At 38.7% G+C, this 13,498-nt stretch carries 11 protein-coding genes; 2 read left to right on the forward strand and 9 right to left on the reverse strand.

What is annotated here, in order from left to right; translation table 11 throughout:
* The first annotated feature begins 1 nt into the window (after position 1).
* Together QWY93_RS04465 and uvrC are read left to right on the forward strand one after the other, a co-directional pair.
* The gene (locus tag QWY93_RS04465; protein WP_290246974.1) at positions 2-2,314 is read left to right on the forward strand and encodes a penicillin-binding protein 1A; all 2,313 of its coding nucleotides are present in this window, start codon (positions 2-4) and stop codon (positions 2,312-2,314) included.
* Between the two features lie 65 nt (positions 2,315-2,379).
* The gene (gene uvrC, locus QWY93_RS04470) at positions 2,380-4,182 is read left to right on the forward strand and encodes an excinuclease ABC subunit UvrC (protein ID WP_290246975.1); all 1,803 of its coding nucleotides are present in this window, start codon (positions 2,380-2,382) and stop codon (positions 4,180-4,182) included.
* Between the two features lie 36 nt (positions 4,183-4,218).
* Here uvrC and porN read toward each other — a convergent pair whose 3' ends face one another.
* From porN to QWY93_RS04515, 9 genes are all read right to left on the reverse strand, one after another.
* Positions 4,219-5,004: a type IX secretion system ring subunit PorN/GldN gene (gene porN, locus QWY93_RS04475; RefSeq protein ID WP_290248824.1), complete on the reverse strand. Its 786-nt coding sequence runs from the start codon at positions 5,002-5,004 to the stop codon at positions 4,219-4,221.
* 85 nt (positions 5,005-5,089) lie between these two features.
* Positions 5,090-6,691, reverse strand: a complete 1,602-nt coding sequence (porM, locus tag QWY93_RS04480; RefSeq protein ID WP_290246976.1) for a type IX secretion system motor protein PorM/GldM — start codon at positions 6,689-6,691, stop codon at positions 5,090-5,092.
* 48 nt (positions 6,692-6,739) lie between these two features.
* A complete protein-coding gene (porL, locus tag QWY93_RS04485; protein ID WP_290246977.1) occupies positions 6,740-7,543 on the reverse strand; it encodes a type IX secretion system motor protein PorL/GldL in 804 nt (267 codons plus the stop codon).
* Positions 7,544-7,590: 47 nt separating this feature from the next.
* Positions 7,591-8,685: a T9SS ring complex lipoprotein PorK/GldK gene (gene porK / locus QWY93_RS04490; RefSeq protein WP_290246978.1), complete on the reverse strand. Its 1,095-nt coding sequence runs from the start codon at positions 8,683-8,685 to the stop codon at positions 7,591-7,593.
* A gap of 114 nt (positions 8,686-8,799) precedes the next feature.
* Positions 8,800-9,777, reverse strand: coding sequence for a PorP/SprF family type IX secretion system membrane protein (locus QWY93_RS04495; protein WP_290246979.1), 978 nt, complete (start codon positions 9,775-9,777; stop codon positions 8,800-8,802).
* A 78-nt stretch (positions 9,778-9,855) separates the two neighbouring features.
* Positions 9,856-10,629 (reverse strand): uroporphyrinogen-III synthase, encoded by a 774-nt coding sequence (locus tag QWY93_RS04500; RefSeq protein WP_290246980.1) that lies wholly within the window; start codon positions 10,627-10,629, stop codon positions 9,856-9,858.
* A gap of 41 nt (positions 10,630-10,670) precedes the next feature.
* Entirely contained in the window at positions 10,671-11,765 is a 1,095-nt protein-coding gene (locus tag QWY93_RS04505; RefSeq protein WP_290246981.1) for a DUF4271 domain-containing protein, read from the reverse strand.
* Between the two features lie 25 nt (positions 11,766-11,790).
* Complete coding sequence (locus QWY93_RS04510) at positions 11,791-13,194, reverse strand: BamA/TamA family outer membrane protein (protein ID WP_290246982.1); 1,404 nt, start codon at positions 13,192-13,194, stop codon at positions 11,791-11,793.
* Positions 13,185-13,469: a hypothetical protein gene (locus QWY93_RS04515; RefSeq protein ID WP_290246983.1), complete on the reverse strand. Its 285-nt coding sequence runs from the start codon at positions 13,467-13,469 to the stop codon at positions 13,185-13,187. Before QWY93_RS04515 ends, QWY93_RS04510 begins: the two co-directional genes overlap by 10 nt.
* Between the last annotated feature and the right edge of the window lie 29 nt (positions 13,470-13,498).

The raw sequence follows: 13,498 nt of genomic DNA on the forward strand, positions 1-13,498 counted from the left end.
TATGAGTAATAAAAAAAGTAAGGCAAAAAGCAGTGTACCAGGCAAAATTATTAAATACTTATGGTTTGTATTCTTTGCCGGGCTGATCGGTTTTATCGTCTTTGTTTGGTCGGTAAATGCCAATTTCCTTGGGCTATATGGAGACCTTCCGGATTTCAAAACCCTGGAAAATCCTGAAAGCGAGCTCGCATCGGAATTATATTCCTCTGATGAGGTGTTATTGGGAAAATACTACCGGGAAAACAGGACCCCTGTAAAATACAGTGAACTTTCCCCAAACTTGATCAATGCGCTTATAGCAACGGAGGATATCAGATTTGAGGAACATTCCGGGATTGACCCCAAGGGACTGGCCAGGGTCTTTTTTAAGACCATTTTATTGGGACAAAGTAGTTCGGGAGGAGGAAGTACCTTAAGCCAGCAAACTGCAAAAAACCTCTTTAAAACCAGAGGTCAAGAATCCCAGGGGCCTCTTAGTAGAATCCCTGGTCTTAGGATGCTGATCATTAAAACCAAAGAATGGATCGTAGCTACACAGCTGGAAAAAGCTTATACCAAAAATGAAATTCTCACCATGTATCTGAACACCTCAGAGTTTGGGAGCAATGCTTTTGGGATAAAAACAGCAGCCAAAACATTTTTCAATAAGGATCCTATGGACCTGAACGTCCAGGAATCTGCTACTTTAGTGGGATTATTTAAGGCCCCCACTTATTATAGTCCTGTTTATAACCCGGAAAATTCGCTAGGAAGAAGGAACACAGTGCTTGGCCAGATGAGGAAATATGAATTCATTTCCCCTTCCCAATATGATTCTATTTCGAAATTACCCATTGATTTGGATTATAATGTGGAAAGTCATAACAGAGGCTTGGCCACCTATTTCCGGGAAATTGTTAAAGCAGACTTGCAAAAATGGACAAGGGAAAATATAAAGCCTAATGGGCAACCTTATGACTTATATGGTGATGGCCTAAGGATTTACACCACCATTGACAGCCGTCTACAGAAATATGCTGAAGAAGCTGTAGATGAACATATGCAGGAACTTCAGAAAAAGTTCATGCAAGAACTCGGGGAAAGAGATCCTTGGATTGATAGTGAGGGTAGAGTCATTCCCAATTTTCTGGACAATGCCGTTAAAAGAACCAGGGCCTACCGCATCTATGTAGATAAATATGGAGCTGATTCCGATTCCCTTGAGATCAAGCTCAATGAAAAAAAGAAAATGACGGTTTTCTCCTGGGAAAAGGGAGAAATTGACACCCTGATGAGTACAATGGATTCCCTGGCTTATTATAAAAAATTCCTTCAAACAGGATTTGTCTCCATGGACCCAAAGACTGGACATATAAAAGCCTGGGTGGGCGGATTTAATCATAAGTACTTTAAGTTTGACCACGTAAAAGATGGAAAACGCCAACCTGGATCTACCTTTAAACCATTTGTTTATGCAGCAGCCATAGAAAATGGTTATGGTCCCTGCTACACGGTTGTCGATCAACCTGTGGAAGTAAACATCCCAGGGCAACCTACTTGGAGTCCAAGTAATGCTGATGGGGAATTTACCTATGAAAAAATGACCATAAGACAGGCCATGTCCCAGTCCGTCAATTCCATCACGGCCTATATGATGAAAAAGCTTAGCCCGGAGGTGGTAGTAGAAACTGCCCATAGGCTAGGAGTAAATAGTAAATTGGATCCAGTGCCTGCCTTGGCTTTAGGGACCAGCGATGTATCCATATTGGAAATGGTGGGAGCATTTAGCACATTTGTCAACGAAGGGGAGCATATTACACCATTCTATATTGACAGGATAGAAGATAAAAATGGAAATATTCTTCACCAGTTCCCAACCAGAAAAAAACCTGCAATGACAGAAGAACATGCATACCTTATGTTACATATGTTAATGGGAGGTTTTGAAGAAAGAGGAGGAACTAGTCAAGGCGTGCCCATGCACCTCAGAAATGAGGGGAATGAGCTGGGAGGTAAAACAGGAACCACCCAAAATGCTTCCGATGGTTGGTACATTGGAGTTAGTAAAGACCTGGTAAGTGGCGCTTGGGTTGGTGGAGATGACAGGGCAATTCACTTCAGAAGTTGGATAAATGGCCAAGGAGCAAGAACCGCAAGACCAATTTGGGTAAAATATATGACCAAGGTTTATAATGACCCCAGCTTAGGTATAGAAAAAGGCCCATTCCCCAAACCTGAAAAACCCCTAAGTGTGGAACTCGACTGTAGTGAATATGAGTTAAATACGGATGAGTATTCAGACTTTGATTATGACAGAAGGACAAATGACTTCTAAATAATAAATCCCATTAGAATAAAAACAGCTCTGGAAAAGAGCTGTTTTTTTATCTTTGTTTTATCATGCTAAGTCCATCCTATAGCCCAAAAGAATATAGTTTACTCCCAGAATACCCAGGGGTTTATAAGTATTACGATAAAGAAGGAACCCTCATTTATGTTGGGAAAGCAAAAAACCTTAAAAAAAGGGTGTCCAGTTATTTTATTAAAAGTGCTGGGCTTAACCTGAAAACCAGAAGGATGGTCAGGGAAATCAAAAAAATTGAGATCGCTATTGTCAATTCAGAATTTGATGCCCTCTTGCTGGAAAACAACCTGATCAAAAAATCCCAACCCAAATACAACATTCTTCTGAAAGATGATAAAACCTACCCGTATTTACTTCTAACCAAAGAACACTTCCCAAGGATTTATCCTACAAGGAAAGTGATACCTTCAAAGGGAACTTATTTTGGGCCTTTTGCTAGTGTAAAAGCAATGAACAATATCCTAGAACTGATCAGGAGTTTGTTTACAATTAGGACCTGTAAATTGGATTTACATCCCTATAAAATAGCCAGCCAAAAATATAAGGTATGTCTGGAATATCATTTGGGCAATTGCTTAGGGCCTTGTGAGGGTCTGCAAGGAGAGGAAAGCTACCTAAAAGACATTGACCAAGCTAACAACATCTTAAAAGGTAACCTGGGAATAGCCAAGGGATATTTCAAAACAATGATGCAGGAAGCTGCAGAAAATTTAAAATTTGAACTTGCCCAACGTTACAAAGAAAAGTTAGAACTTCTGGAAAAATATCAGGCAAAATCCCTGGTCACTAGCCCCAATATTTCAAGCCTGGATGTTTTCACTGTAGTGACAGATGAAAAATTTGCCTTTGTAAATTATCTACGAATCAAAAACGGGGCAATCATCCTGACCAAAACCGTGGAACTTCGGAAGAAATTGGATGAACCTGAAATTGAATTATTGCTTACAGCCATTGTCCGGCTAAGGGATCAATTTCAAAGTGATGCTGAAGAAATCTTAACCAATATTTCACCAGAAGACCCCATTGAGGGGTTTCAACTTACTGTTCCTAAAATTGGGGATAAAAGAAAACTAGTGGAGCTTTCCCTAAAGAATGCACTGTATTACAAAAAGGAAAAAGCACTGGCAAGTGGAAGGGTGCAAGACAAGAAAAACCGTATTTTACTCCAACTCCAAAAAGACCTCTCCTTAAAGGAAATTCCAGACCATATTGAATGTTTTGACAATTCAAATATTCAGGGAAATTATCCAGTGGCAAGTATGGTTTGTTTTCATCAGGGGAAACCCGCTAAAAAGGAATATCGGCATTTTCATATCAAAACTGTCGAAGGGCCCAATGATTTTGCAAGTATGACCGAGGTAGTAGGAAGAAGGTATAAAAGGTTATTGAGTGAGAATAAACCCTTACCTAAATTAATTGTAATTGATGGTGGAAAAGGCCAATTATCAGCAGCCATGGATGCCTTAAAAGGGCTTGGGATATATGGGCAAGTACCTGTGATTGGAATTGCCAAAAAACTGGAAGAGATATACTTTCCTGAGGATTCCCTACCCCTCCATATTGATAAAAAATCAGAATCATTACGCCTGCTCCAAAGGGTCAGGGATGAGGCCCATCGTTTTGCCATTACTTTTCATAGAGATGTAAGAAGTAAAAATTTCATTCAATCCTCCTTAGAGCAAATTGAAGGCATTGGAGCCTCTACCTCTGAAAAAGTATTAAAACATTTCAAATCATTCAAAAAGCTGAATGAAGCAAAAGAAGAAGAGTTAATTCAACTGATAGGAAAAGATAAAGCTCAAAAGATCCAAAGGTATTTAAATGAAAAAAGCAGGTAAATTTCCCTTACCTGCTTAAGTATTTTTTAAATAAGATTACCACTCCCAGAGACCATTTTCCCATTCCAATAATTCATATTCAAACTCCAAGCCATCCAAAAAGGCTTGCAATTCCGGATTGGGATGATCCAGGTCCACCATATCAGCTATTAAAGCATCATTAGCATTGGAATATTTCCGAACCACTGATTTAAACAGCCTAAGGTCAAATGCTTGGCTATAAGTAAGGTGTTTGGAAGTATTTTTATAATTTAACCATTTTGCCTCAGGGTGATCTTTAAAATACTCATAGAAATCTTTGTATCGGATAAATGCAATGGATTTTTGCCCGGCATTGGAGTTAGTTTCGGAAGGCATTACAAGTTCCAAATACTTAATATCAAACTTCACTTGAGAATGGTGTTTATCAAAGATAAAATCTTCCCTAAAATCAATGTAGTATAAATTCTTTTTAAAGATGCTGTCCCCATTGGCAGCTATCCAAAAATTATTTTGGAAATCAGCAATGGACAAAGGTTCGGTAAACTCCTCATCTGCAAAAACCTCAATGGCATTTTCCTCTACTACTGCTTTATAAATATGATTAACAATGCCGTCTTCTTTTACATCTCCAGATCCGTAAAGGGGATGGTTATATTTTTCCCTAAGGTCAATTCTTCTCCAAACCCCTATTTGATACATCTTATCATCTTCCCGGATAGGGTGGGCAGAAAAAACAGTATCTACTTCAAATTGGCTATCCCCATTACCAGATGGGTTTACACTGGTTGCTCCCCCTTGTGCCAGAACATTTAAGCTTGCCGCCATAATGATGAGCAACATACCTGTTTTTATCAAATTATTATAAAGTCTCATATCCCAATAATTTTAAATCACCCCATTCCAAGAAAGTAATTTCAAAGTCCTATTACTTAATAGGAATCCTTATAATTTCGTTTTGATTACTTCTGATTTTGTTTCCTCTAAAATTAGTCCTGGTTACTTCCGTAACCCTAATTACCAAATCATCTCCACTTCTTGCAGCGGCCAACAGGCTTCTGATAGGTACATTTTCGCCTGTTATATTGACCTTATCCCTGGGAACTTCATTTCTCAGAAGGATCACTTCCCCACCTGTCACCTCAAACCTGGCATCCCTTGGCATTATCCTTCCAAATGTTGGCTCTGGAATTGCCCTTACATACAATTGGGACGGTCCTGGGGAGGGATATGGATTGCTCAAATCAATTTCCCCTCTTCCATCATATGGTCTAATGGTTGGGGCAGGAACAGGTCTGATATCATAAGTTACGGTTCCTATTTTTGCTCCGCCACTGCTTACTCCAATATTAACTTTTCCTGAGCTGTTTGGAATAATCGTAACCTGTCCGGGCTGATTTCCCTTAATAGCCTGACCGTTGGATACGGTAAACTCAGGCGCATAGTTGGTTCCTAATGCAGGAACTTTAATATTTAGTTCGTTGGCACATTCCGCATATAGTTGCTGAACAGCCTCTGCAGTAACTTCAATAGTGGGTTTGGCTACAAAGTAATCATAATCTACGGTCAACAAACTATCCTCTCCTGCTACATTAATCAGGATTTCACCTGTCAAAGTTCTTTTGGCCAAACCTCTGTCATCATAATTAGAAGCAGGTGGAACAGTAAAATTAATTTGTCCAAAACCATCCTCTACAGGAATTTCTTCTCCATTTATACTCATTTTAGGTTTTACCGAAGAAGAGGAAGAAGCAATGAACAGATTTCCTTCAAACTTGGTACCCGCAGCAACTACATTGGAGTTTGCGGAGACACTGGCTTTAAACACATCCGACTTAAAGTAAAACGTACCAATGGAGCTGGTTATTGCCGAAAGTGCCTCACTCTCAATATTCAAAACTTCATTTTCAAATTGACTGATCAAGGCCAATACAGCTCCAACAGGGGATTTCACAAAGTTCAGATTGACAAAATCTTTATAATTAACGTCAGGGTCATCCTTGAACATATCAATATCCTCCGCATCTTTGGCAATCCGCTCAAATTCTCGCTCAACCCCAATAGAAGCTAAAATGCTAGTTATTTCCTGAGGATAAGCATTTAGCTTATCCTGCATTTCATACCCAACCTGGTTATTGTTAAATATATTCCCTGGAATATCTGTATTCTTCAGGGCACTGTTTTTAAACTGGCCTTCCTGATTTATTGCATTGGACTCATTGATGAGCTTTTGCTTTTGATCTTCCAGGTATTCAAAAATTTCAGAGGTTTTTTCCCTGATTTGCCTTGCGGCTTCCACTTTGGGAACATCCCTTTCATTATTTCCCTGTTGTTCAACGGTACTTGCAATGGAACTTACCGTAAATTCATTCTTTTCTATGTAATTTTTCGAAGTCCTTTCCAGCCCATTATTCAGCAAAATAAATTTCTGCAATATCTGGTTACTGACTTGCAACGCCAAAAGTGCGGTAAGAACGAGATACATCATCCCGATCATCCGCTGTCTTGGAGTCTCTTTAACACTGGCCATATTTAATTATTAAAGTATCCAACAAAAATTTTTATTCTGGAATGTCAATTAGCCCTTCATAGCTGTAAGCATTCCCCCATAGACATTGTTAAGGGAACTCACATTCTTATTCAATTTGGCAAGTTCAGTTTTAAATGCCTCGGTTTCCTTGCCTGCCTCATTCAATCCCTCCATCGCAGCGGAAACATTAGAATAGAATTTGTTTAATACCTTAACATGACTATTGGCGTCCTGCAGTTCCATTTCATAAACTGCATTCAATGCGGATAAATTTTTTGTAACAGATACAATTTGATCCCGGTACTCCTTGGCATCCTGAGACGCTGATGACATTTCGGATAAAGCTACAGCTGTTTTGCTGTAAGATTGATTGATGTCTACCAAGGTCTTAGAAGCACTCTTCACATTTTCAGCATATTCATTGGTAGCAATGGCAGCATCAGCCAGGCTCCCCATCTTTTCTGTTGAATTGGCCAGGTTTTGTAAGCCTTTTCCTAAGCTATCAATCAATTCTGGCCCCACTTTTGCACTGCTCAACATATTATCCAGTTTTTGGGATACTTGATCCCCATTGGAAGAAACAGCAGCCTTTCTTTTAGGAGCAGATTCATCTACCAATTCTGGGTAAACCTTACTCCAATCCAATTCTTTGGGTTTGGGTTCAAAAGCAGATAAGAAAAATATTATGGCCTCAGTGGAAAGTCCAACACCAATCATTAAAGATGCACCTGTCCAGTCCAATATTTTAAACATGGCTCCTAAAATTACAACTGAGGCACCGATACCATAAATTTTAGGCATCACATTGCCATAAAATTTATTTTTAAATGAATTACTTTTTTTCGTTGACATAGGTGGTAAAAGTGTTAATTTAAGTTAATATCTTCTTGTTTTTTGTTTTATCTCCTGTTTCTTCGGGAAGCACGCACATCCATAGATCCAGATCGACCAATAAATGTCATTACCGTCCTAAATCCAATATGTGCTGTCTTCACATCTTGATATTCATAAGTCCTGGTACTGGTTTCAAGATAATGGGATATATCTTTCCAGGAACCTCCTCTTACTACTTTTCTGGACTCATTTTCATCCTTATAAACTGGGTCAAGATCCCAGCTCAATGCACTTCCAGCGGGATTATATGCATCCTCTACCCATTCGGAAACATTTCCGGCCATATTGTAGATTCCAAATCCATTAGGGGCATAAACATCCACAGGGGCGGTATAGGCAAATCCATCATCGATATAATTTCCCCTACCTGGTTTGAAGTTAGCCATTAGACATCCTCTTCTATTTTTCAAGTATGGGCCTCCCCAAGGGTATTTGGCAATTTCTTTCCCCCCTTTGGCTGCATATTCCCACTCTGCCTCAGAAGGCAATCTAAACCTAGGCATATCAAATTCCGAATCATCATTGGCATTCAAATGATAGGTTTTCCATTCACAGAACTTCTTAGCTTGCTCCCAGCTAATCCCTACAACAGGGTAATCATCGAAGGCAGGATGGTCAAAATAATACTCCATTAATGGATCCCCATAGTGGTGGGTAAAACTTTGGGACCATACCGTTGTGTCAGGCAAAAGTTCTTCAATATTAAACTCCGGTGGATCTTCCAAGGTGGTAGGAGTGGACAGTGCTAACTCTCCCATCTTAACCGCTTCCAAAAATTGGCGGTACTTATTATTGGACACTTCGTACTTGTCCATATAAAACTCAGAAATGGTTACCTGCTTGTTCATAGAAGACTTACTGATGGCAATGTCCTCATCAGATTGCCCCATCCAAAAAGTCCCGGCCTTTACCGCAACCATTTCATGAGGGAGTACCTGTTGCCATCCTGATCGATTTGGCACACCAGTAACCTCTCCTCTCCTGTTAGCCTTTTCACTAGCAGAACCTTGACTACCGAATAGACCACAGCCTTGAAGTAGTGTCCCTGCAAGAACCATCACGATCCCTGCCAAAAATCGTGAATTCATTTTTTTGTACATATATGACACTTTAATTAACAATTATCAATCCCTCTTTTTATAATCTATTACCAAATCGAAATTTAACAGAAATTCTCAAAAGATTGCAAGCTAATACCCAAATTTAATCCAATTTCAAAACCGAAATCTTGGCGTTCTTTGGATGACTCTTTGGATTTTCCTTGAAATGGTTGGAAGATTATAAGTTAACATAAATTCATGCGAGCTTGGGGCTTTTGCCTCATTGCCACCTATTACCAAGTCAAATGCGTAACCTAACCTGAGTGAGTTGTCCCTTAGGAGGTGATACCCTAACAAAAGGGATACAGACTCTTCTCCACGATAGGCTAGCCCTCCACTTATCTTATTATTGTGTGTCGCTATAACGCTAAAATCATAAGAAAAATTATTTAAAGAAACACTTTTCACCAACAAACTTGGATTAAAAACCAACTGGGCAAAAGTTTTTATCTTATAACCTGCAATTAAATAACTATGATTGTTTAATTGATTATCCACAGAACCATCTCCAAAATCAAAAACAGGTTCATTGAGATGTTTGCTGCTTAGCCCCACATAATATTTTGTATTTTCATACATAATCCCCGCACCAAAATTAATATTCATCCTGCTTTCATTCCCTGTAGTTGGAATTATGGGGTCTGGGTTGACAACATCAATCTCATCAAACTTTATGGTACTGCTAAAAAAACCACCCGAAACCCCAATACTTAAGGTCCCTCTTCCGACCAATCGGTGATAAGCAAAAGAAAGATTGGCTTCTTGATTGGAGCTTGGGCCTATATCATCATTGGCAAAGGTAAGCCCTAAGCCAAAATCCGTCCCAGGAATTCTGCCTGAGGTCGTCAAAACCTGGGTGGTCGGGGCTCCACCTTGGCCAGTGGAGGTGCTATATCCCTGCCACTGACTTCGGTGCAATGCCGTAAATCTATAACCTGACTCTTTCCCTGAAAAAGATGGATTAAAAAACAGACCATTATACATATACTGGGTCAACTGGGCATCCTGCTGAGCAGCTACCTGTTGTTTTCCTGAATAACCAATAATGGTGAAAAAAAGGAAATAAAAATAAAGGTGAACTTTGTTTCTCATGTGTCCTAAAAGTAACTTTACTTTTCTAATCTATTCTACACATTTTTATTGGAATTCACCCTATTTTTAGTCGTTTTTTTAAACGTTATTTACTTTTTTTATGTAAAGTTCTAACGCTCCTGTCATACTGGGAGCATTCGGCATAGGTGCTTCGATATCCAAAATCAAGCCCTCATCCCGGACACTTTTGGAGGTAGTAGGCCCAAATGCCGCTATCCTGGTTTTATTTTGTTTAAAATCAGGAAAATTGTGCTTCAATGATTTGATACCGGATGGGCTATAAAAAGCCAAAATATCATAAGTAATGTCCTTCAAATCCGAAAGGTCAGCAGCCACCGTATGATAAATAACAGCCTCGGTAAAGTCTATATTATTTTCCGCCAAGAAATTAGGAATATCATCCTTCCTAATATCTGAGCATGGGAAAAGATATTTCTCACCCTTATGCTTTTTAAAATAATCAAACATATCCGCTGCGGTCCTCTCCCCAACAAAGAGTTTTCTTTTTCGGATAACAATGTACTTTTGAAGGTAATGTGCCGCTTGTTCTGAAATACAGAAATATTTCATATCAGCCGGCATCTCAATTTTTAGCTCCTGGCAAATTTTAAAAAAGTGGTCAATAGCATTTCTACTGGTAAAAATAACAGCTGTATGCTTTAAAATATCAATTTTTTGCTTTCTAAACTCTTTTATTGAAACAGGCTCCACCTTAATAAATGGCCTAAAATCAATTTTTAAATTGTACTTTTCAGCCAATTGAAAATAGGGAGATTTGTCACTTGATGGTTTAGGTTGAGAAACCAAAATACTCTTTACCGGCCGAAATCTGTCTTTTGTAGATTTAGTCATTTTCTTATTTTCTCCTTTCGTTCTCCACTGAATAAAATGAATCAGCCCATGATCAATTTCACTATCACTAAAAACGGTACCAATTCTGAGCTGCAAATGTAAGAAAATAAATGGTAATTTTTAAAAGACACTTTTCGCTTCATTAGGTTAAAAAGCCTAAAAATCCCCAATAAATATATCACCAAAAATGAAGTAACCATATACTCCACCACTTTCTTCATGTCCAAATAACCCTGCGAGTAGCATACAATCACCAAGAAAAATATCACTAACAACACCAACAGCAATACCCTAAGAAGGAACATAAACTGATGAAAGTCATATTTTTCAAATTGATAAATCCGGGTAAATGCTTTGATCCAAAAAAATTTAAGAAAAGAAAGCACCATAAAAACAGCTGTGCCAGACAACCAAACCAATAGTAGAAAATTCAAATCATCTGCATCTACCATTTCCCAAGCTGGTAATTCCATAAATGAAAAACCTGCCATTAAAAACAACATGACAACCATGCTGAATATTAAAAGGTAAAAGATCACATCTGAAGAAAAAACTTTGCTCACAACCGAGTGATCCGAAAATTCATCTGCTGAAAACACCGCTCCTGGTTTTAAGGAATTTAAAAAAACCAATGGATAAGTTACCCTAAAAAGAGCCATTAAACCCAAAATGATAATAAAGGCAAGATAAATAAAATCCTCCATCGATGATTTTTCCCTTAACTCCCGGAAAGATGGATCTGTACTTACTTCTTCTTCAGCAATTTCTACAAATAGTCCCTTTTTAATGGATATTTCCTCTTTTAATATCCCCTGTTTATGAATTACAATTGGGGTACTAGTTGCATTTTTGGGGACAAATTCTTTTCTCAATTGTGATATGGATATTAAAAAACTGGTATCAGATTGAGCATAAAACCACATTTTCCCATCCAAAAACACTGCCGATGTAGCAGGGAGCTTTATAGCCAGAGAACTTGAAGGAAAGTCAACAAGGTTCACTTCCACCTCAGCTTGAATAGGGGACCTTACAAAGTCATATTTATTTTCAATCCTGATCCCGGGGTTGTAATTTTCAAGGACCTGCCCCAAAGCCTGGGATCCCAAAAAGAATCCCATAATTATAAGGAGCCCCAAAATTTTTCCCTTTAATGACATAAAATTAAAATCTTGCAGTGTACCCAAAATGGACCTTTGAGAAATTTACTCCTAGCTCCTGTTCATTGGATTTTCCTAATGCATAAATAAAATTAAAAACCCCTCCAGAAGCCTCTAGACTAAGCCCTGCACCAAAGGAAAAAACGAAATCTGTTTGTTGGTCTTTTATCATCAATGAATTCTCCAATCTCCCAGCGTCGGCAAATACCAGCCAATAGGACCTTTCTCCAAAATAAAACCTGGGCTCAAAATTAGCATAAAGAAATCTATTTGCGAAAAAGAAATTTTCATTAAAACCTCGAATAGACCGTAGTCCTCCTAATCGGTACAGGTCATTTATCAAAAGGGTTTCATTGTGAATTTCTCCTCCCAGCAATGCCAATTTTGTTCCAAACCTGGAATTGAAATCAAAATATTTTGTCACTCCATAATTAAAATAAAATTGTAGTGTTTTTTTATCCAGAGAGTGATACAAAGAATCCGGTATGGAAGTATTTTGAATAATATTTTTGTTTCCCAGACCTATTTCCACATTCCAACTCCAACCTCTTTTTGGAAAAAATGCATCATCCCAATCCTTAAAATCAAATTTCAGACCATAATTATGGAAACTAAAATCCAAAATATCGGGAAGACCCTCTCCCAAGTTCTCCTGATTTGTGGCCAACCGGTTTCCTGATTGCCATCGGGTAAAAGCCTGAAAATAAGATCTTGGGCTGATTTGATAACCTAAATCTAACCTCAAATCACGGTTAATAAATGTCGTATCCTCCTTCAAAAGGGAAAACCCAGCTTTTAGGTCAATGGTTGAACCCAAAACCATAGGTTCAACCGCCCCAAGACTTAGATTTTGGGTATATTGGCTTAGGCGCTGCCAAGCAAGGCTATAGTTCCTTCCTTTTCCCCCAACATTATATAAGGCCAAATTAAATTGTCCCGTCACCAAAAGCTTATTGCGTTCCACTTCATTGGGCAATATTCCTATAATCCCGTCTAAGGAATTGATTTTTCTGTCCCCTATAGGAAGGTAAAGGGTAGCCTCCTGATTCTGAAAACTCATTTCCAAAGGCCCAGTCATTTTTAAGTAAGGTATATTTTCAATTCTCTGATTGGCCTGGTCGATTTTCTCTTGGGAAAAGGTTTCTCCTGGAAAAATTTTTAATTGCCGTGCCAGAAACAAGGGGTCTGCCTTACTACTGCCAGTTATTTTCAAGGTATCAAAATGAATCAATGGCCCTGCTTGATAATCCAATATTCCTTTGAAAGATTGCCCCACCAAAATAGCACTGTCCAAACGAATGGAGGCAAATGGGTATCCTTGATTTTCCGCATTCTCCAATATTTTGTTGATTTCTTTTTGATATTGGAGATAATCAAAAGGCTTTCCTTCAAATCTCTTTAAATCCACTCCACTCCCAAGCAAAATATCCCCGGGGACATTTCCCTCCTCCAATCCCCCCCAAAAAAAGGCTTTCCAGTTTCCAGAACTACTGTTTTTAGGCTATCCCCTGAGGCATTTTCCCGGGAAATTTGAGCCATTAAAAACCCCTCCTGATTTAATTGGTTTATTAATTCACCTAAAAATTCAGCACCACCAAGAGAATCAGAAAAATGCTCCACCCCAGATCGCTGCACTTCCCCCTGAATCTTATAATTCAGGGTATAAGCATCCTCCTGAGCCATCGAGCCCTTAGCCAGAAGTGAAAATAAAA

This window comes from Echinicola jeungdonensis, assembly GCF_030409905.1.
Lineage (GTDB): Bacteria > Bacteroidota > Bacteroidia > Cytophagales > Cyclobacteriaceae > Echinicola > Echinicola jeungdonensis.